The organism is Tepidibacillus infernus (assembly GCF_048898065.1).
In the GTDB taxonomy this organism is placed as follows: Bacteria; Bacillota; Bacilli; order Tepidibacillales; family Tepidibacillaceae; genus Tepidibacillus_B; species Tepidibacillus_B infernus.
The window spans coordinates 60,841-80,653 of sequence record NZ_JBLWFI010000001.1; the positions used below are offsets into that span (position 1 = coordinate 60,841).

Below are 19,813 nucleotides of genomic sequence, written 5' to 3' on the forward strand. Positions count from 1 at the left end.
CGGGATTCCCGGGGTTTATAACCGTATAAGAAGGTATAAGCTTATTAAAGTAATAAAGTAAAGTTTAACAAAAAAATTGAGTGAATATTAAAAAAGCTATGATAAAATAAAGTTAGACAGTGAAGAATTCAAAAAGGTTGGAGGGGAGATCTGTGAGGGAGATTCACGTAGATAGCATTATTGATGCAGTAGCAGAAATGGTTCAAACAGCTAACTTTGACTTAGGTGAAGATGTTGAAAACGCTTTCAAACAAGCGTTAAAAACAGAAGAATCTCAAACAGGTAAAGATGTTTTAAACCAATTATTAGAGAATGTCAGCATTGCAAGAAACGAAAGGGTGCCAATCTGTCAAGACACTGGATTTGCTGTGTTTATTGTTGAGTTAGGCCAGGATGCACATATTGTTGGTGGAAACTTAAATGATGCGATTAATGAAGGCGTACGTCGTGGGTATAAGGATGGTTACCTCCGCAAGTCAATCGTAGGCCATCCACTTGAGAGAAAGAATACTGGAGATAATACACCTGCCGTTATCCATATCGAAATAGTAGATGGAGATCAAGTGAAGATACATATGGCTGCAAAAGGTGGCGGTAGTGAAAATATGTCGTTTGTCAAAATGATGAAGCCTTCGGATGGGGTTGAAGGGGTAAAAGATTTTATCGTTGAATGCGTGAAGACAGCTGGACCCAATCCATGTCCTCCAATTGTGGTTGGTGTGGGAATTGGTGGTACATTTGAAAAAGCTGCATATTTAGCTAAAAAGTCTTTATTTAGAGAATTAGGAAAACGAAGTCACCTAGAAGATATTGCACAGTTAGAAGAAGAATTACTAGGTAGAATCAATAAATTAGGTATCGGGCCTCAAGGTTTAGGTGGTCGAACCACTGCTTTAGATGTTCATATAGAAATCTATCCTGCACATATTGCTTCTCTTCCAGTAGCAGTAAATATCAATTGCCACGCTGGAAGACATAAAGAAGTAGTATTGTAAGGAAAGGAGTGACGAGGATGGCAACCGTTCATATAACAACACCTGTTTCTGCGGAGGAAATTTCAAAATTACAAGCTGGAGATCAAGTATTCATTTCTGGAGTGATCTATACAGCTAGAGATGCTGCTCATAAAAGATTAGTAGAATTGGTGGCAGATGGAAAAGATTTGCCGTTTGACATCAAGGATCAATTTATCTATTTTGTAGGACCAACACCTGCAAAGCCTGGAAAAGTCATTGGATCAGCTGGGCCAACGACAAGCTATCGAATGGATAAATATTCTCCTATATTACTAGAGTTAGGACTTCGTGGAATGATTGGAAAAGGGAGTCGAAGTCAGGATGTGAAAGACTCTATGGTGAAAAATAAAGCAGTATATCTTGCAGCTGTTGGTGGAGCAGCCGCATTAATTGCCAAAACGATCAAAAAAGCAGAAGTAATTGCTTATGATGATTTAGGACCAGAAGCGATTAGAAGATTAGAAGTAGAAAATTTCCCAGCAATCGTTGTAAATGATGTGCATGGCAATGATCTTTATATTCAAGGAGCAGAACAATATAAAATCGTAGATTAACCGTGTATTTTCATTTGTTTAACATTTATTTAACATTATTTTAATATAGTTTTAAACAAGCGAAAAATTCCACTTGTCAATTAGCCGATATTCAGTATAATTATTGATATAGTTTAAATAATATTTTCTAATTACACTATATATATAAAATATTCAGAAAATAAAGTATTCAGTGATTAGAAAAAAAGATGACGTGGTATCTATTTCTACTATTTTTTAAGTAAGGTTGAATTTCAACCTTTACTATAAAAAAACATAACATAAGGGGGTCTTTTAATGAAGAAAACTAGCAAATGGCTAGTGCTAATGATTGCAATCATTATGGTTGCAAGTGTTGTACTTGCTGGTTGTGGTGGTGGAACCAGCACAGATGGCGAGAAAAAAGATCAAACTGCAGGAGAACAGCCTGCGAAAGAACAAGTTTTAAGGCTTAATGCAAAGACTGAACCACCAAGTTTAGACCCAGCTACTACGACTGACTCAACCTCTGGAGACATCTTACGCGAATTGATGGAAGGTTTAGTCCGTCTAGATGAAAATAGCCAGGTAAAACAAGGTTCTGGTATGGCTGAAAGCTGGGAAATTAGTGAAGATGGCTTAAAATATACTTTCCATCTAAAAGATGCTAAGTGGTCTAATGGTGACCCTGTTACTGCACATGACTTTGAATTTGCATGGAAACGTGTATTAAATCCTGAAACAGCATCTGACTATGCTTACCAATTATATTACTTAAAAAATGGTGAAGCTTATAATGCAGGTAAAGCAAAAGCTGAAGACGTAGGGGTTAAAGCACTTGATGACAAAACTTTAGAAGTAACGTTAGAAGCTCCTACACCTTTCTTCTTACAATTAACTGCTTTCTACACTTTATTTCCTGTAAACCAAAAAGTAGTAGAAGCTAATAAAGATTGGGCTGCTGAAGCTGCAACATATGTTAGTAATGGTCCTTTCAAATTAACAAAATGGGAACATGATTCCGAAGTAGTGATTGAAAAGAACGAAAACTACTGGAATAAAGACAAAGTGAATTTATCCAAAATTTCTTGGGTTATGATCAATGATGATAACACTGAGTATCAATTATTTCAAAACAATGAGTTAGATATCGCACAACCACCAACTGAATTAACCAAAGAGTTAATCGACAAAGGTGAAGCAACAAGTAAACCAGTCTTAGGTAACTACATGTTTGTCTTCAATGTTGAAAAAGAACCATTTACTAACAAGTATGTTCGTCAAGCCTTTGCTGCTGCGATCGACCGTGAATCATTGATTAACAATGTAACTCAAGGTGGCCAAATACCTGCATATGCTTTTGTACCACCGGGGGCATCTCCTGATATGGGAGTAGATTTCCGTGAGAAAAATGGAGACTTCGTTAAAAAGCCTGCTGAAGCAAAAGCATTATTAGAAAAAGGAATGCAAGAGTTAGGGTTAAAAACATTCCCTAAAGTAACATTATCTTATAACACAAATGATGGTAATAAGAAAATTGCTGAAGCAGTTCAAGCAATGTGGAAACAAAATCTTGGTGTTGATGTAGAATTAACAAACCAAGAATGGAAAGTTTACTTAAAAACTTTAAGTGCTGGAGACTACCAAATCGGACGTTATGGATGGTTAGCTGACTACATGGATCCAATGACATTTATGGATATGTGGGTAACTGATGGCGGAAATAACGATACAAACTGGAGTAATGCTAGATACGATGAATTGATCAAACAAGCAAAATCAACTGGCGATCAACAAGTTCGTTTAGCTGCATTCCAAGAAGCTGAACAAATCTTAATGGATGAAATGCCTATCATTCCAGTTTATTTCTATACTCGTGTGTTCATGCAACATGACAATGTCAAAAATGTTGTTCGTCATGCTGATGGAAGTTCCGACTTTACATGGGTAACGATTGAGTAGTAAAATAGTATAGTTAATGTTTGAAAACAGGTTAGGGTTAGAGAGGTATGCCTATGGGTATGCTTCTCTACTTCTTTGTCTGTGCCATTTTTATGGAGGTGTTAGACTTGCTAAGATTCATACTTCAAAGATTAGGGATGTTAATCATCACCCTTTGGGTTATTGTGACATTAACCTTTTTTTTAATGCATGCAATCCCTGGGGATCCATTTACACAAGAGAAGAAATTACCGCCGCAAACGATTGAAAACTTAAAGAAGCATTATGGGTTGGATAAATCACTGCCTGTACAATATTTAGATTACTTGGGAAACGTTGCAAAATTAGAACTAGGTCCATCTTTTTCATCTAAGACATTGACGGTTAATGATATTATCAATAATAATTTTCCTGTTTCTGCACAATTAGGGTTACAATCTTTAATCATTGCTTTAGGTATAGGACTTACATTAGGAATAATCGCGTCATTAAAGCATAATTCAGGACTAGATTATACAGCGATGGTTATTGCTGTATTAGGCGTATCTGTTCCTAATATCGTCTTGGCTCCAATTTTGATTGACATATTTGCAGTGAAACTTGGGTGGTTTCCAATCGCAAGATGGGGAACTTTTGCACATACTATTTTACCTTCAACAGCACTAGGTATGCACTCAATGGCAGTTATCGCTCGATTGATGCGTTCCAATATGTTGGAAGTTTTAGGACAAGACTATATTCGTACAGCGAAATCGAAGGGACTTAATTCTTTCCAAGTGATTTGGAAGCATACCATTCGTAATGCCATTATGCCTGTTATTACGATTTTAGGTCCATTAACTGCTACACTTTTAACGGGTACTTTTGTTGTTGAACAAATTTTCGGTATCCCTGGATTAGGTAAATATTTCGTAACTAGTGTGACAAATCGTGATTACCCAGTTATTTTAGGTACAACTATTTTCTATAGTGCAGTTTTAATTTCTGCGAATTTTCTAGTTGATCTAGCCTATGGATTTATTGATCCAAGAATCAAAATTGGAGCTAAGGGGGAATAAGCATGCCAGAAATCACAAATCAAAGCTTTCAACGTATCAGTCATGACCGTGACCAGGCTGAAAAAATTGTTCGTCCTAGCTTAAACTTCTGGCAGGATGCATGGAGACGTTTGAAGAAAAATAAGCTTGCTATGTTAGGTTTATGGATAATCGTTTTTTTGGCAATTATGGCTCTTATAGGTCCGCATTTAACACCTTATGATTATAGAACTCAAGATTTAACTATTACCAATCATCCAATGAGTGCTGAACATTGGTTTGGGACAGATGATCTTGGCCGTGATGTGTTTGCGCGACTTTGGTCAGGAGCACGAATTTCATTATTCATTGGTTTAACTGCAGCATTAGCCGATCTGCTTATTGGTGTCATCTATGGTGGAATTTCTGGTTATGCAGGTGGCAAAGTTGACCAGTTTATGATGAGGGTTGTTGATGTATTATATGGGCTTCCATATTTACTTGTTGTTATTCTTTTAATGGTCGTCATGGATCGTGGTTTGGGAACGATTATTCTTGCATTAATTGCAACTGGATGGATTGGTATGGCGCGTTTGGTCCGTGGCCAAATCCTACAAATAAAAGAAATGGAATTTATATTAGCAGCTAGAACATTAGGTGCGAATACAACCAGATTATTATTTAAACACTTAATTCCAAATACATTAGGGCCAATTATTGTTAGCATGACTTTAACTGTTCCTGGTGCAATTTTCTCAGAAGCATTCTTAAGTTTTATTGGTTTAGGTGTACCCGCGCCTTTAGCAAGTTGGGGTACAATGGTAAATGAAGGAATTGTTACAATTCTTTCTGGCCATTGGTGGAGATTGGCATTCCCTGCCTTTATGATTTCATTAACGATGTTTGCCTTTAACGTATTTGGCGATGGTTTGCGAGATGCGTTAGATCCTAGATTAAGAAAATAAGGGAGGAGAGAATCATGGCAGAAAAAGTGTTACAAGTCAAAGATCTAGAAGTCTCCTTCTTGACATATGCTGGAGAAGTAAAAGCCGTTCGTGGCTTATCATTTGATGTTGAAAAGGGAGAAGCTGTCGCAATCGTAGGAGAATCTGGTAGTGGAAAAAGTGTTACCTCTCAATCGATTATGAAGCTGATTCCAACACCACCTGGTGTATATAAAAACGGAGAAATCATTTTTGAAGGTAAGGATTTGATTAAATTATCCAATAAAGAAATGGAAGAAATCCGTGGTTCTTCAATTGGTATGATTTTCCAAGACCCAATGACATCATTAAATCCAACAATGACAGTAGGTAGACAAATTTCTGAGGGCTTAATTAAGCATCATGGAATGAATAAAGCAGAAGCTTTAAAACGATCTGTTGAGATGTTAGAACTTGTAGGAATTCCTAACCCTGAACTACGTGTTAAACAATACCCACATGAATTTAGTGGTGGGATGAGACAAAGGGTTATGATTGCTATTGCCTTGGCATGTAGTCCAAAACTGTTGATTGCAGACGAACCAACGACTGCTTTGGATGTTACAATTCAAGCGCAAATTCTTGATTTGATGAAAGATTTGCAAAGTAAATTAGATACTTCGATTATTATTATTACTCACGATTTAGGCGTTGTAGCTGATATTGCACAAAAAGTAATTGTTATGTATGCGGGTCAAGTTGTGGAACAAGGATATTTAGATGATATCTTCTATAACCCACAACATCCATATACCTGGGGATTATTAAAATCCGTACCACGCTTAGATTCTAAAGGTCATCGTTTAGATTCAATCGAAGGAACGCCACCAGATTTATTAGCCCCGCCAAGTGGATGTCCGTTCCATCCAAGATGTCCTTTTGCAATGGAGATTTGTACAAAGGAATTCCCTGAAGCGTCGATCATTGGCCCAGGTCATAAGGTTCATTGTTGGCTACAACATCCGCAAGCATCTAAAGAGGGTACACCATTAGCGGTAGGAGGTGCGAATCATGAGTCAAAATAAACAAAGTGGCAATAGTGAAACGATTTTAGAGGTAAAAAATTTACAAAAGCACTTTAAAGTTGGAAATGGTGTTGTAAAAGCGCTAGATGGTGTTACTTTTAGCATGAAAAAAGGGGAAACCCTAGGACTTGTTGGTGAATCAGGATGTGGAAAGTCAACAACAGGAAGAACCATTATCCGTTTGTATGAACCTACAGGTGGCGAAGTTATTTTTAAGGGGAAAAAGGTTAATAACCTTAGAGGACATGATTTAAAGCAATTTAACAGGGAGATGCAAATGATCTTCCAAGATCCTTATGCATCTTTAAACCCTCGAATGACTGTTGCAGATATCATTGGTGAAGGAATTGATATTCACAATTTAGCATCAGGAAAAGAAAGGTTAGAACGAATTTATCATTTATTGGAAACTGTTGGTTTAAATCGTGAACATGCTAACCGTTTTCCACACGAATTTAGTGGGGGTCAACGTCAAAGAATTGGGATTGCTAGAGCCTTAGCAGTAGAACCTGACTTTATCATTGCTGATGAACCAATTTCAGCTTTAGACGTTTCAATTCAAGCACAAGTTGTTAACCTACTACAAGATTTACAAAAAGAAAGAGGTTTAACTTATTTGTTTATCGCCCATGATCTTTCCATGGTAAAACATATAAGTGACCGAATTGGTGTCATGTATTTAGGTAATCTAGTCGAATTAGCAGAAAGTATTGAATTATATAATAAGCCTCTTCATCCTTATACAGAGGCATTATTATCTGCTATTCCAATACCTGATCCTAAAATCGAGCGAACAAGAGAACGCATCATCTTGGAAGGGGATGTTCCAAGTCCATTAAATCCGCCAAGTGGTTGTCGTTTTAGAACACGTTGTCCAAAGGCAATGCCAGAATGTGCAATTGAAACACCTGTTTTAAAAGAGGTTCAACCAGGACATTTTGTTGCTTGCCATTTATATAAATAAGATCTGAAAAGAACCCTGTTGATCCATTTTTAGGATACAATAGGGTTCTTTTAAATACTAAAGAAGGTTTAACTTTCTTTCAAATTCGTGTGATCCCACAAAAGTAATTGGAGTTCGCTTCAGAGGAAAGTCGTTAATTTTGTAGGTTTAGTTATATACCAATAAATAAAGAAAAAAATAGGATTGAATAATGAGAAATAGTGAAATGAATAAAGGTATAAAGATAAATAACTCTCTTTTTGCATTTTTTCTTAAAAGATCATCTTTACTTTCACCATTAGCGTTTATTTCATAACGCCAATGTGATCGATCGACAGAGGGATCCGATTTAAAAAATAACTGTTTCCATCCTTTTGCAAACAGATCAAAAAAACCAGAAAAAATAACAACTGCAACTCCACTTATCATCAAAAGAAATAGACCAATCATAAAAGAGATATTGATATAATTGGTAAGAAATTTACCTTCAGTTATGATCGATATCATACCCGATAGGATAGAAAAAGTGATAGCCAAAATAATGCGAATAAACCATTTTCTTTTTGCCACGTACAAATCATTCCTTCAATTAGTTCATTGCATAATGAAAAATCATCACTAAATATCATATCAAATATGGAAGGGATACACAATTTACTTAATGTATGTTTTAATTAAACTAGGCATGTTAGGTTGGTTAATTTATTTAGGAAAGGACTGGCATTTTCATGCAAAAGAGAATATTGGTGGTTGATGATGAACCTTCAATTGTCACCTTAGTTAAATTTAATTTGGAAAAATCGGGGTATTCTGTAGAAGTAGCGTCTGATGGTGGACAGGCGGTAGAGCTTTGTATGAAAGTCCCATACGATTTAATGATCTTAGATATTATGTTACCTGGCCTAGATGGGATAGAGGTTTTGAAGGAACTTAGGAAAAATCAAATGGAAATTCCAGTTATTTTATTAACTGCAAAAGATGAAGAGTTTGATAAGGTTCTTGGTTTAGAATTAGGAGCAGATGATTATATGACAAAACCTTTTAGTACTAGAGAATTAATAGCACGAGTAAAAGCGGTATTAAGAAGGTATCAATCAGGTTTATCTGAAAAAGTACAAGATGAAGAGTTAAAAAACATTCAAATTGGTGATTTACAAATTGAAGAAGAAAAGTTCGAGGCAAGGTTAAAAGGAGAATTATTAGAACTAACACCAAAGGAATTTGAATTATTACTTTATTTGGTAAGGCATCAAGGAAAAGTTTTAACAAGAGACCAATTGCTAAATGCGGTCTGGAATTATGATTTTGTAGGAGATTCAAGAATTGTTGATGTTCATGTGAGCCACTTACGAGAAAAAATAGAAGAAGATACGAGACAACCAAAGTATATTAAAACCATTCGTGGCATCGGCTATAAATTTGGTGATCCTAGCAATGAAAAAAATTAGAAATCGTTTAACATTAACATTTACACTTTTAATCGGGATCTCCTTACTTAGTTTAGGTTTTTTCCTTACCAATTTGATTGATAAGATCTACCTTAATGCATTAGGAGATCGTTTAGTCAAAGAAGCTAATCTTACGAAAGATATGATTTCCTGGGAAATCGGTTCAAAAGAGGGTTTAGTGTTATTTCAACAACTAGCTAACAATACATCAAAAGAATTAAATACGAGAATTACTTTTATTGATAAAAATGGCTTGGTACTAGCTGATTCGAAATATGACAAAAATAAAATGGATAATCATGCTAATCGTCCAGAAGTACAGACATCGTTAAATGGAAAGATTGGAAAATCAATTCGTTATAGTCATACACTAGGAATGGAGATGTTGTACACTTCCGTCCCAATCATGAAAAATAATCAAATTATAGGTGTTGTTCGTTTATCTCTACCTGTGAATGAGATTAAGGCATCACTAGAAAGTTTTTGGTATAGTTTGGTCATTGGCTTATTTATTGTCTTTTTGATTACTATTCTTATTAGTTATCGAATTTCTAATAAAATTACAAAACCAATTGAAGATATGACAGAAATCGCAAAAAGAATAACCAATAAAGACTATTCTGCAAGGATTCATTTAAACAGTAATGATGAAATTGGGCAATTAGGAATCGCCATTAACTTGATGGCAGACAGTTTAAACAATCAGATTATGACCATTCATGAAAATGAGAAAAAAATAACAACAGTATTAAACAATATGGCAAATGGGGTTTTATTAGTCGATAAATCAGGGAAGATAATTCTTGCTAATCCAGCAATTGAATGGTTATTGGGAGAACAAATTGAACAAATCATAGGTAAATATCATATAGAAGCTGGACAAAATTACGCTTTAAGTGAATTGATAGAAAGGTCCTTAAATACCGGAGAATCTATTCACGCAGAAATTAGTATCCAATATCCAATCAAAAAATATCTAGATTGTCATTTAGCTCCGATCTATGATGCAAAAGGACAGATTAATGGGGTTGTCTCTGTCCTCCATGATATTACAAAACTAAAACACTTAGAGAATATGAGAACGGAATTTATTGCTAATGTCTCACATGAATTAAGAACACCGATTACTGCGGTGAAAGGTTTTGCAGAAACTTTACTAGATGGTGCATTGAAAGATGAGGAAACAAGTAGAGCTTTTCTGCAAATCATCTATAACGAAAGTGAACGCCTTCATCGTTTAATAAGTGATTTATTAGATTTATCTAAAATTGAGTTAAACCAAAACTTATTAAACTATTCTACGGTAGATTTGAGAGAGCTTATTCATAGCACCATTGAGACGTTCAAACCACAAGCTGTAAAAAAACAATTAAATATTGTTGAAGAGCTTGATGATATCCATGCTGAAGTAGACGGAGATCGAATAAGACAGGTTATTATCAATCTTTTGACAAATGCAATGGCATATACACCTGCGAATGGATCTATAAAGGTGACGCTCAAAGCTTTCAAGCCCGAACAAATAAAAATAACGGTTGAAGATACAGGAATAGGTATTCCGAAAAAAAGTTTATCTAGAATTTTTGAGCGATTTTATCGAGTGGATAAAGCTAGATCAAGAGAATCTGGAGGAACAGGTTTAGGATTAGCAATTGTAAAACATATTGTTGAATCCCATGAAGGTTATATTCAGGTGGAAAGTGAAGTTCAAAAAGGAACGAAGTTTGCTATTATTCTGCCTAAATATAAAAAGGAAAAGATCGATGGAAATGGGATTTAACAAATGAAACCTTTCTTATTTTAAATCGTAGTAAATAATGAATATATAACGATCTAGAAAAGATTAGTTTGATGAAACGAGAGGAGTAAGGAAATGGATAACGAAAAAGTGATTGATATGAAACCAAAAATGAATTTGAAAACAGGACGTACCATTTCAATGTTTGTTATACTTGGGCTCATTGTCTTGTTAGCTTTAAATTCATTTGTTATTGTTGAGGCAGGAAATAGGGGAATTGTTTTACAACTAGGCGCTGTTAAACCTATCGTATTAAATGAAGGACTTCATTTTAAGATTCCATTTATTCAAGAAGTGATTCCAGCAGAGGTTCGTGTACAAAAAGCTCAATCTGAACAAACTGCTGCATCCAAGGATTTACAGGTCGTTACTACTGTAGTTGCTGTTAACTTTCATCTTAATCCAGAAGAAGTGAATAAACTTTATCAAAACGTAGGTTTAGCCTATAAGGAAAGGATTGTAGACCCTGCAATTGGAGAAGCGCTTAAAGCTGTTACAGCTCAATATACAGCTGAAGAGTTAATTTCAAAAAGGCCTGAGGTAAGTACGAAAGTAAAAGAACAATTAGCGAAGAAGTTAGCAAATTATAATATGGTACTTGATGAAATCAATATTACTGAATTTAAGTTTAGCAATGAATTTAATAATGCGATCGAACAAAAACAGGTTGCTGAACAACAAGCATTAAAAGCAAAATTAGATTTGCAAAGAATTGAAATTGAGGCAAAACAAAAGATTGAGCAAGCAAAAGCAGAAGCAGAATCATTAAGATTACAAAAACAAGAGGTAACTCCAGAGCTTGTTGAATTAAGAAAAATCGAAGCACAAATGGAAGCCATTAAGAAATGGGATGGTAAGCTTCCAAATGTTACAGGTGGGGCAACACCTTTTATTGATGTAAATGGAATTAAATAAGATCAAATATCAATGATTATAAAATTACAGTCCCCTTTTTGGAGGGCTGTTTTTTATTGGGACACCAAAAAAGTTATTGGAATACGCTTCAAAGGAGATCGACACTTTTGTGTGCTATCTTGTATTGCTTGAAGAGGATATCCTTACAGTGTTATGATAGATTGTGAATATGAGACGAGGTGAAAAGATGGGGAAGTTGGTTTTAATCGATGGAAACAGTATTGCGAATCGAGCATTTTATGCTTTACCACTGCTTAGTAATAGACAAGGTATTTACACAAATGCGGTTTATGGATTTACACAAATCTTATTAAAAATCTTAGACGAGATTAAACCAGAATATATTCTTGTGGCTTTTGATGCTGGAAAAGTTACGTTTAGACATGCGGATTTTAAAGAATATAAAGGAAAAAGGCTGCAAACCCCTTCTGAATTGTCTGGGCAATTTCCAATGTTACGTGAACTACTAGAAGCATTCCAAATTCCATATTTTGAACTTAATGGTTATGAAGCTGATGATATTATTGGAACTTTAACCAAAACAGCAGAAATAGAAAATTTGGATACGATTGTTGTAACTGGGGACAAAGATATGCTTCAGTTGGCTTCTGATCATGTTTCCATTTATCTTACTCGTAAAGGAATTACAGAGGTAGAAGCTTATGGGCCAAACGAGATCAAAGATAAATATCAACTCACTCCAAAACAAATTATCGATCTAAAAGGATTAATGGGAGATACCTCTGATAATATTCCTGGAGTACCTGGAATTGGTGAAAAAACAGCATTAAAATTACTTCATCAATATGGTAGTGTTGAAGAAGTTCTAGCACATATTGATGAAATTTCCGGTAAAAAGATAAAAGAAAATTTATCAATCTATCGTGAACAGGCAATATTAAGTAAGCAATTGGCTACTATTTTTAGAGATGTACCGTTGCAATTTTCAATCGAACAGCTAACTTATCATCGTTTTGATCAGGAAAAAGTATATGAGTTGTTTTCAAAGTGGGAGTTTCATTCACTTATTGAACGATTAGAAATAGATAAAGGAGAAAATATACACCAAGATCAAATCTTGCAACTGAAGATTAATTCTTTTACAGATGAAAGTAAACAAATCTGGAATACCATCTTCAATCAAGGTGACCAACCACTTGCACTTCATGTGGAAACAAATGGGGAAAATTCTACGGATAAGATTTTGGGGATCTCTTTGTCAAATGATACTGAACAATTGTTTCTGTCTATTGAAAATGTTATGGATTGGCCTGAGTTTCAAAATTGGCTTAAAAATCCGGATGCTGCAAAATGGGTGTATGATGCCAAGCGAACAGAAATGGTCTTTTTCTGGAATCATATTCAAATAGAAGGGATACAATTTGACCTATTATTAGGTTCCTATTTGTTAAACCCTTCTGATGGAGCTGTCTTTCTATCTGACATCGCCAAGCAATACAATTACATGGGTCTACAATCAGACGAAGGATTTTATGGAAAAGGGGCAAAAAGAGAGATACCTGAGCAGAATCTATTAATGGAACATATCAGTCGAAAAGCTCATGTGATCTATCACTTAAAGCCATTTATCGAGAACAAATTAATAGAAAATCAATTATCTGAGTTATTGTATGCTGTTGAGCTTCCATTATCAAGGGTATTAGCAAAAATGGAGAAAATTGGAGTGAAAGTAGACGAAGAGCGCCTAAAACTAATGGGAGTAGAAATTGAGCAGACATTAAAGAAGTTGACAGAGGAAATTTATGAGTTAGCTGGAGTGGAGTTTAACATCAATTCACCAAAACAATTAGGTGAAATATTATTTGATAAGCTGCAGTTACCGATCATGAAGAAAACCAAAACAGGTTATTCCACTAGTGCTGATGTTCTTGAAAAATTGGAGCCATACCATCCAATCATTGGACAGATTTTACATTATCGTCAGTTAGGGAAATTATATTCAACCTATATTGAAGGACTTTTAAAGGTGATTCACCCTAAAACAAAAAGGATTCACACAACCTTTAATCAAGCGATTACAGCTACGGGTCGTTTAAGCAGTACAGAACCAAATTTACAAAACATTCCGATCCGTTTGGAAGAAGGAAGAAAAATTAGACAGGCATTTATTCCTTCTGAACCTGATTGGCTGATCCTTGCAGCAGATTACTCACAAATTGAATTAAGGGTACTCGCCCATATCTCAAATGATGAAAAATTAATAGAAGCATTTCAAAAAGATATGGATATCCATACAAAGACGGCGATAGATGTATTTAGGGTCAATGAGGATGAAGTCACTTCATTGATGAGAAGACAAGCAAAAGCTGTTAATTTCGGCATCGTTTATGGAATTAGTGACTATGGTCTATCCCAAAACCTTAATATTTCCCGAAAAGAAGCTGGAGAATTTATTGATCGATATTTTGCGGTTTTCCATGGCGTCAAGCAATATATGAAGGATATTGTTGAAAGGGCAAAAAAAGAGGGTTATGTAAGTACCTTATTACATCGTCGTAGATATTTACCAGATATCAATAGTTCTAATTTTAACTTGAGAAGTTTTGCAGAAAGAACAGCTATGAATACCCCAATTCAAGGAACAGCAGCTGATATTATCAAATTAGCGATGATTCAGGTGGCAGAACAAATGGAACAAAAGCATTTAAGAAGTCGTTTATTACTACAAGTTCATGATGAATTGATCTTTGAAGTCCATCCTGATGAGATAGATGAAATGAAGGTTTTAGTCAAAGATACCATGGAACATGCTTTAGACTTAAACGTTCCTTTGAAAGTTGATATGAATATTGGAAAAACGTGGTACGAAGCGAAATAAGATTGAAAGAGGATTCTTTATGCCAGAATTACCTGAAGTTGAAACAGTGAGAAGATCATTGGAAATGTTAATTATAGGAAAAACGATAAAAGAAGTAAATGTCTTTTATCCTAAAATCATTAGAACACCTGGTGATATCGGAGAATTTAAATGGATATTACAAGGACAAACGATTGAAGGTATCGGAAGAAAGGGAAAATATCTTCTATTCTATATGAATAGTGTAACGATGATTTCTCATTTACGCATGGAAGGAAAATATATTTATCATGAAGAAAAAATGAAGGAATTTGATAAGCACACACATGTTGTTTTTACCTTTACTGATGGAAGTATCCTTCAATATCGTGATGTCAGAAAGTTTGGAACGATGGATGTTGTCTCAAAAGGTAAGGAAATAGAATTTGAATCTTTAAAAAAATTAGGTCAAGAACCGATTGATCCAAACTTTGATCCAAAGCTTTTTAAGCAACAACTGAAAACAAGATCTGCACCGATTAAACAAAGCTTATTAAATCAGGAAATTGTAAGTGGTCTTGGTAACATCTATGTGGATGATAGTTTAGCACTAAGTAAGATCCATCCTTTAAGAACGGGTAATTCCCTTACAGATGAGGAAATTGATCAACTTATCCTAGCTATGAAACAGGTTTTGTTAAAAGCGATTGAAAAAGGTGGGTCGACGATTAGAACTTATGAAAGCTTTTATGGTAGAGGTTCAATGCAAGATCATTTAATTGTCTATGGTCGTACAGGTCAACCATGTTATCAATGTGGAACACTAATTGAAAAAATCAAGGTAGGTGGAAGAGGGACACATTTTTGTCCTAATTGCCAAAAGAATTTTAATAGCTAACATTGCACCCCTTTTGCGCCCACTCCATAAGATATTAAGGTAAGTTTTCAATGTAGAGCTTTTGGAGAGGGGAGAGCAATCGTGCATATGATTTCTCTAATCATTTTAAGTTTAGCTGTAAGTCTAGATAGTTTTGGTGTAGGTGTGACTTATGGTATAAGAAAAGTACGTATTCCTATATATTCTATTTTGATTATTGCATTGCTTTCAGCTTCTATGATTCTTTTATCTATGCAATTAGGGGTATGGATTAGCTATGTATTGTCACCTTATATGGCTAAATGGATTGGTTCTATCATATTAATATGTATAGGAGTTTGGGCTATCTTCCAAGTGACTCGACATAGCCATGAGGATGTTGAGTGCCCTACCCCTGTAAATGAATATCAAGAAAAAAAGATGATTTCGATCGAAATTAAAAAATTAGGCCTTGTCATTCAAATTTTAAAGATGCCAATGAAAGCAGATATCGACCGTTCAGGGGTTATTTCGACAATGGAGGCAGCTTTTTTAGGAATAGCTTTATCCTTAGATGCATTTGGTGCAGGATTAGGAGCAGCTTTAATTGGTTTCGAACCATTAAAGACAGCTACGATGATTGCAGGAATGAGTGGGCTTTTTATATTAGTAGGGATGAAGGTAGGATTATTGTTTTCTGATGTAGAATGGTTAAAAAGATTTACAATTCTACCTGGACTTATTTTGATCATGATGGGGATTATTAAAATCTTTTAATGGAGTGATTTGATGCTTATTGGGTTAACGGGAGGCATTGGTAGTGGGAAAAGTACAGTATCCAAATTATTTGCAAAGTACGGAATACCTGTAATTGATGTAGACCAGATTGCAAGGGAAATTGTAAAACCTGGTGAAGAAGCATGGCAAATGATTATTGATCATTTTGGCTCGGAAATCTTATTACCAGATCAAACGATTGACCGAAAAAAATTAGGGAAGATTATTTTTAATGATTCTCAAAAACGGGAAATACTTAATGAGATCACACATCCCATTATCTTTGCTTCTCTCGTTAAACGAGCAAAAGAGTTACAAACGAAATACGATCACGTCATCGTGGACATTCCATTATTATTTGAATCAAAAAGAGAGCGACTGTTTGATTTGATTGTTGTTGTTTATGTTGACCCAAAAATTCAGTTAAGTCGGCTCATGGAACGAGACCGGATCACCAAAGAAGAAGCATTATCAAAAATAAGAGCGCAACTGGACTTGAATTTGAAAAAAGAAATGGCAGATATCGTTATTGACAATAGTTTGGGCATATCCAACACAGAATTGCAGGTTGTTGAATGTATAAAAAAATGGTATGGAAAGTTGGATTAAAAAGAAGGATGGCAAATAAACCATTTACCAAAAAAACGGCTCTTATTTTTTTTCTTTTATTTTTAGTTTTTTTAAGTTTAAATTCAAAATGGCTTTGGCAACTCATGTATCCAATCAAATATAATGATATCATCTACAAATATTCTCGCCAATTTGACATTGATCCCTACTTAATTTTGTCTATCATACAAGTTGAAACTCGATTTGATGAAAAAAAAATTTCTAAAAAAGGTGCAATTGGATTGATGCAAATCATGCCTGAAACAGCAAAATGGATTATTGAAAAAGGCAATTTCCCACCACAATCACTTGATTATTTATCAAGGCCTGAGGTGAATATCGCATTGGGAAGTTGGTATTTAGCAAATATCCATCAACAATTTCAAGGCAACGAAATTTATACGATGGCTGCATATAATGCTGGGCCTGGTAATGTAAAAAAGTGGATTGAAGATGGGATATGGGATGGGAATGCTGGAACCATTGATCAAATTCCATTCGGAGAAACAAGGCATTACATACAAAGGGTTCTCCATTTTTATGAACGCTATCAATGGATTTATTCGTCTGAATTTGATATATAGTATTTTATAAATAAATTTGTATATTCCATCGTGCTCCGTTGTGAGGACTCCCAAAAGTCGCTGCTTATGGAATATACAAACTCCTTTTTATAAGAAGGCTCTTTATTGAGTCTTTTTTTTTTTTTTTTGAAACAGAACAATTTTAGTGCTATTTTTTTTAAATATGTTATACTTATTATAGTAAATAAGATAAATTAGTATGTTATAATGTGAAGGAGAGAGTAGAAATATGCCATTAAGATTAGCGATTAATGGATTTGGTCGTATTGGGCGTATGGTTTTTAGAAGGGCAATGGAAAATCCAGAGATTGAAATTGTTGCAATTAATGCAAGTTACCCTCCTGAAACTTTGGCTCATCTGTTAAAATACGATACAGTACATGGGAAAATAAATGCAAATATAAAGGTGAATGGACAAACGATTCTTGTAAATGATAAAGAAACTATGATCGTATCTGAACGTAATCCTGAATTCTTACCATGGAAAAATCTAAATATAGATGTGGTTATCGAATCTACCGGAAAATTTAGAGACAAGGAAAGTGCGAGTAAACATCTTTCTGCTGGGGCGAAGAAGGTGATTATCACTGCGCCGGCAAAAGGAGAAGACATTACGATTGTCATGGGAGTTAATCATGATCAATATGATCCTGAGCAACACCATATTGTTTCCAATGCTTCCTGTACTACTAATTGTTTAGCACCTATTGCAAAGGTTTTACATCAACATTTTAAAATTGAATCAGGAATGATGACTACAGTTCATTCCTATACCAATGATCAGCGAGTCCTTGATAATATGCATAAAGATTTAAGAAGAGCTAGAGCAGCGGGGCAATCGATTATTCCAACTTCAACTGGAGCTGCAAAAGCAGTGTCTCTTGTTCTTCCCGAATTAAAAGGAAAGTTGAATGGAGTCGCTCTCAGAGTACCCACTCCTGATGTATCAATCGTAGATCTTGTTGTTCAAGTTGAAAAAAAAGTGACAGTTGAAATGGTGAATGAGGTTCTGAAGAAAGCAAGCTTGCAGGAATTAAACGGCATCCTTCAATACTGTGAAGAACCCCTAGTATCTTCTGATTTTATAGGAAACGATCATTCATCGATTGTAGATAGCTTATCGACAATGGTCATTGGAGAAAATCAAATCAAAGTAATGGCTTGGTATGATAATGAATGGGCTTATTCATGTCGGGTAGTTGATTTGGCTAAATATCTTCATGATAAAGAAAAACAAAAACAAAAAAATAAAGTTTTAACCGCATAAATTTGAAATGCATAAGATACTATAACAGCACTGAGTTTATCAGTGCTGTTAATTTTTTTCTGAAGCATATCTCCAAATACTTCAGAGCATCTTATTTAATTATCTAGTTACAGTTTGTCCTGCAAGTTGTTGTTCAGCGATTTGAACTAAACGACGAGTAATGTTACCTCCGATTGCACCGTTATCACGGGAAGCGATGAATCCCATGTAACCGTCTTGAGGAATTTGAACTCCTAATTCATTAGCAATCTCAAATTTTAATTGGTCTAAAGCTTGACCTGCTTGAGGAACTACTAATTGATTGCTACTGCGCTCTTGCCCTGCTGCCATTGTTGTTCACCTCCTTATCGGTTGGTAATCGTATTGTATGTAGAATCAAATGTTTCAATACAGGTAAGTGATTCCAGTGTCAGCAGATGAAAATAAAAATAAAAATTCTCTTGCAAAAAGGGGATAAAACCAGTATACTGAAATTCGTGAAATTCAATTTACTTTTTAAATAACTAAGGAACCAGTATCTACTCAAAGGGTTAGGACCTCATCGGACTAACTTTCCCCCGTGGTAGATGACGTAGGTCCCGCATGCTTGAGAGGGCATGGAATTATTGTAAAAAGGGGGATGACGTTATGGATACTATGGGACGTCATGTAATTGCAGAATTATGGGGTTGTAATGTTGAAAAATTAAATGATTTAAAATTTATTGAAAAAACGATGGTTGATGCAGCACTTGAAGCTGGCGCAGAAATTCGTGAAGTTGCCTTTCATAAGTTTGCACCGATGGGGGTTAGTGGAGTTGTCATTATTTCAGAATCCCATCTAACGATTCACAGTTTTCCTGAGCATTCTTATGCAAGTATTGATGTATATACTTGTGGTGATCGAATTGACCCAAATGTTGCTGCAAATTACATTACGAAGCAACTTGAAGCAACAACTCGTGAATCTGTACAAGTTCCACGTGGTGTTGGGCCAGTCGTGATTGAACCAACAAAAATTGAAACGTATAGCAAATAAGCTATCCAAAAAGAAGGATCTGATCCTTCTTTTTTTACTGTTGACATAATAGCATTAACTTAGTAATATATAAAAGTCGAACAAAAATTATAATAAGCGAATATGAACTGGTAAGTATAGAGGTGCGGTTACTTAAGAGTAAGATTATCTTCAATAGGGCTTTGGGTAATCTGAAAGGAAGAACCGCCGAAGTGTATAACTTTAGCCCAAAGAGTTATATGCTGGTTCTGCGTAAAATATATGTAGAACTGTCACAAAATGTATTTTGTGGAGAGCTATCTGCCAACAAGTGTTTTTTTATGAATTACT

Annotated in this window: 19 protein-coding genes and 1 riboswitch; of the genes, 17 read left to right on the plus strand and 2 right to left on the minus strand. The window is 35.0% G+C overall.

Annotation, left to right across the window (positions count from 1 at the left end):
• Positions 1–152: 152 nt before the first annotated feature.
• The 7 genes from TEPIDINF_RS00360 (at position 153) to TEPIDINF_RS00390 (ending at position 7,457) form a co-directional block, all read left to right on the plus strand.
• The gene (locus TEPIDINF_RS00360; RefSeq protein ID WP_153011974.1) at positions 153–995 is read left to right on the plus strand and encodes a fumarate hydratase; all 843 of its coding nucleotides are present in this window, start codon (positions 153–155) and stop codon (positions 993–995) included.
• A gap of 17 nt (positions 996–1,012) precedes the next feature.
• A complete protein-coding gene (locus TEPIDINF_RS00365) occupies positions 1,013–1,570 on the plus strand; it encodes a Fe-S-containing hydro-lyase (protein ID WP_068722643.1) in 558 nt (185 codons plus the stop codon).
• 276 nt (positions 1,571–1,846) lie between these two features.
• Complete coding sequence (locus TEPIDINF_RS00370; protein WP_421691130.1) at positions 1,847–3,490, plus strand: peptide ABC transporter substrate-binding protein; 1,644 nt, start codon at positions 1,847–1,849, stop codon at positions 3,488–3,490.
• A gap of 107 nt (positions 3,491–3,597) precedes the next feature.
• The gene (locus tag TEPIDINF_RS00375) at positions 3,598–4,527 is read left to right on the plus strand and encodes an ABC transporter permease (protein ID WP_421691131.1); all 930 of its coding nucleotides are present in this window, start codon (positions 3,598–3,600) and stop codon (positions 4,525–4,527) included.
• A 2-nt stretch (positions 4,528–4,529) separates the two neighbouring features.
• Complete coding sequence (locus TEPIDINF_RS00380; RefSeq protein ID WP_068722647.1) at positions 4,530–5,450, plus strand: ABC transporter permease; 921 nt, start codon at positions 4,530–4,532, stop codon at positions 5,448–5,450.
• A gap of 14 nt (positions 5,451–5,464) precedes the next feature.
• On the plus strand, positions 5,465–6,493 hold the full coding sequence (locus TEPIDINF_RS00385) for an ABC transporter ATP-binding protein (RefSeq protein ID WP_421691132.1): 1,029 nt from the start codon (positions 5,465–5,467) through the stop codon (positions 6,491–6,493).
• The gene (locus TEPIDINF_RS00390) at positions 6,480–7,457 is read left to right on the plus strand and encodes an ABC transporter ATP-binding protein (protein WP_068722650.1); all 978 of its coding nucleotides are present in this window, start codon (positions 6,480–6,482) and stop codon (positions 7,455–7,457) included. The genes TEPIDINF_RS00385 and TEPIDINF_RS00390 overlap by 14 nt, the downstream gene beginning before the upstream one ends.
• A 147-nt stretch (positions 7,458–7,604) precedes the next feature.
• On the opposite strand, the gene TEPIDINF_RS00395 is transcribed toward TEPIDINF_RS00390, so the two are convergent.
• Positions 7,605–8,006, minus strand: a complete 402-nt coding sequence (locus TEPIDINF_RS00395; protein ID WP_421691133.1) for a DUF3899 domain-containing protein — start codon at positions 8,004–8,006, stop codon at positions 7,605–7,607.
• A gap of 158 nt (positions 8,007–8,164) precedes the next feature.
• Here TEPIDINF_RS00395 and TEPIDINF_RS00400 point away from each other — a divergent pair, with 158 nt between their 5' ends.
• The 9 genes from TEPIDINF_RS00400 to TEPIDINF_RS00440 all read left to right on the plus strand — a co-directional run bounded on the left by TEPIDINF_RS00400 (position 8,165) and on the right by TEPIDINF_RS00440 (position 18,487).
• Complete coding sequence (locus TEPIDINF_RS00400) at positions 8,165–8,884, plus strand: response regulator (protein WP_421691134.1); 720 nt, start codon at positions 8,165–8,167, stop codon at positions 8,882–8,884.
• Positions 8,871–10,664 carry a two-component system histidine kinase PnpS gene (pnpS, locus tag TEPIDINF_RS00405; RefSeq protein WP_421691135.1) on the plus strand — a complete coding sequence of 598 codons (1,794 nt, stop codon included), beginning with the start codon at positions 8,871–8,873 and terminating at the stop codon, positions 10,662–10,664. Before TEPIDINF_RS00400 ends, pnpS begins: the two co-directional genes overlap by 14 nt.
• Before the next feature lie 93 nt (positions 10,665–10,757).
• Entirely contained in the window at positions 10,758–11,597 is an 840-nt protein-coding gene (locus tag TEPIDINF_RS00410) for a prohibitin family protein (protein ID WP_069797738.1), read from the plus strand.
• Positions 11,598–11,784: 187 nt separating this feature from the next.
• A complete protein-coding gene (gene polA, locus TEPIDINF_RS00415) occupies positions 11,785–14,436 on the plus strand; it encodes a DNA polymerase I (protein WP_421691136.1) in 2,652 nt (883 codons plus the stop codon).
• 19 nt (positions 14,437–14,455) lie between these two features.
• Positions 14,456–15,292, plus strand: a complete 837-nt coding sequence (gene mutM, locus TEPIDINF_RS00420; protein WP_421691137.1) for a DNA-formamidopyrimidine glycosylase — start codon at positions 14,456–14,458, stop codon at positions 15,290–15,292.
• A gap of 87 nt (positions 15,293–15,379) precedes the next feature.
• Positions 15,380–16,027 (plus strand): sporulation membrane protein YtaF, encoded by a 648-nt coding sequence (gene ytaF, locus TEPIDINF_RS00425; protein ID WP_421692120.1) that lies wholly within the window; start codon positions 15,380–15,382, stop codon positions 16,025–16,027.
• 12 nt (positions 16,028–16,039) lie between these two features.
• A complete protein-coding gene (gene coaE / locus TEPIDINF_RS00430) occupies positions 16,040–16,636 on the plus strand; it encodes a dephospho-CoA kinase (protein ID WP_068722666.1) in 597 nt (198 codons plus the stop codon).
• Complete coding sequence (locus tag TEPIDINF_RS00435) at positions 16,603–17,220, plus strand: lytic transglycosylase domain-containing protein (protein WP_421691138.1); 618 nt, start codon at positions 16,603–16,605, stop codon at positions 17,218–17,220. The genes coaE and TEPIDINF_RS00435 overlap by 34 nt, the downstream gene beginning before the upstream one ends.
• Positions 17,221–17,449: 229 nt before the next feature.
• Entirely contained in the window at positions 17,450–18,487 is a 1,038-nt protein-coding gene (locus TEPIDINF_RS00440; RefSeq protein ID WP_068722668.1) for a glyceraldehyde-3-phosphate dehydrogenase, read from the plus strand.
• Positions 18,488–18,586: 99 nt separating this feature from the next.
• Here the strand turns inward: TEPIDINF_RS00440 and TEPIDINF_RS00445 are convergent, their stop codons facing one another.
• Positions 18,587–18,817 carry an alpha/beta-type small acid-soluble spore protein gene (locus tag TEPIDINF_RS00445; RefSeq protein ID WP_068722670.1) on the minus strand — a complete coding sequence of 77 codons (231 nt, stop codon included), beginning with the start codon at positions 18,815–18,817 and terminating at the stop codon, positions 18,587–18,589.
• Between the two features lie 297 nt (positions 18,818–19,114).
• Here TEPIDINF_RS00445 and speD point away from each other — a divergent pair, with 297 nt between their 5' ends.
• On the plus strand, positions 19,115–19,504 hold the full coding sequence (gene speD, locus TEPIDINF_RS00450; RefSeq protein ID WP_068722672.1) for an adenosylmethionine decarboxylase: 390 nt from the start codon (positions 19,115–19,117) through the stop codon (positions 19,502–19,504).
• A 109-nt stretch (positions 19,505–19,613) separates the two neighbouring features.
• A riboswitch (Lysine riboswitch) is annotated at positions 19,614–19,790 on the plus strand.
• The last annotated feature ends 23 nt before the right edge of the window (positions 19,791–19,813 follow it).

Bases quoted from the DNA above. Each gene is read 5' to 3' on its own strand.
- TEPIDINF_RS00365 (WP_068722643.1), top strand. From the start codon at position 1,013: ATGGCAACCGTTCATATAACAACACCTGTTTCTGCGGAGGAAATTTCA.
- TEPIDINF_RS00370 (WP_421691130.1), top strand. From the start codon at position 1,847: ATGAAGAAAACTAGCAAATGGCTAGTGCTAATGATTGCAATCATTATG.
- TEPIDINF_RS00380 (WP_068722647.1), top strand. From the start codon at position 4,530: ATGCCAGAAATCACAAATCAAAGCTTTCAACGTATCAGTCATGACCGT.
- TEPIDINF_RS00385 (WP_421691132.1), top strand. From the start codon at position 5,465: ATGGCAGAAAAAGTGTTACAAGTCAAAGATCTAGAAGTCTCCTTCTTG.
- TEPIDINF_RS00390 (WP_068722650.1), top strand. From the start codon at position 6,480: ATGAGTCAAAATAAACAAAGTGGCAATAGTGAAACGATTTTAGAGGTA.
- TEPIDINF_RS00400 (WP_421691134.1), top strand. From the start codon at position 8,165: ATGCAAAAGAGAATATTGGTGGTTGATGATGAACCTTCAATTGTCACC.
- pnpS (WP_421691135.1), top strand. From the start codon at position 8,871: ATGAAAAAAATTAGAAATCGTTTAACATTAACATTTACACTTTTAATC.
- TEPIDINF_RS00410 (WP_069797738.1), top strand. From the start codon at position 10,758: ATGGATAACGAAAAAGTGATTGATATGAAACCAAAAATGAATTTGAAA.
- polA (WP_421691136.1), top strand. From the start codon at position 11,785: ATGGGGAAGTTGGTTTTAATCGATGGAAACAGTATTGCGAATCGAGCA.
- mutM (WP_421691137.1), top strand. From the start codon at position 14,456: ATGCCAGAATTACCTGAAGTTGAAACAGTGAGAAGATCATTGGAAATG.
- ytaF (WP_421692120.1), top strand. From the start codon at position 15,380: ATGATTTCTCTAATCATTTTAAGTTTAGCTGTAAGTCTAGATAGTTTT.
- coaE (WP_068722666.1), top strand. From the start codon at position 16,040: ATGCTTATTGGGTTAACGGGAGGCATTGGTAGTGGGAAAAGTACAGTA.
- TEPIDINF_RS00435 (WP_421691138.1), top strand. From the start codon at position 16,603: ATGTATAAAAAAATGGTATGGAAAGTTGGATTAAAAAGAAGGATGGCA.
- TEPIDINF_RS00440 (WP_068722668.1), top strand. From the start codon at position 17,450: ATGCCATTAAGATTAGCGATTAATGGATTTGGTCGTATTGGGCGTATG.
- TEPIDINF_RS00445 (WP_068722670.1), bottom strand. From the start codon at position 18,817: ATGGCAGCAGGGCAAGAGCGCAGTAGCAATCAATTAGTAGTTCCTCAA.
- speD (WP_068722672.1), top strand. From the start codon at position 19,115: ATGGATACTATGGGACGTCATGTAATTGCAGAATTATGGGGTTGTAAT.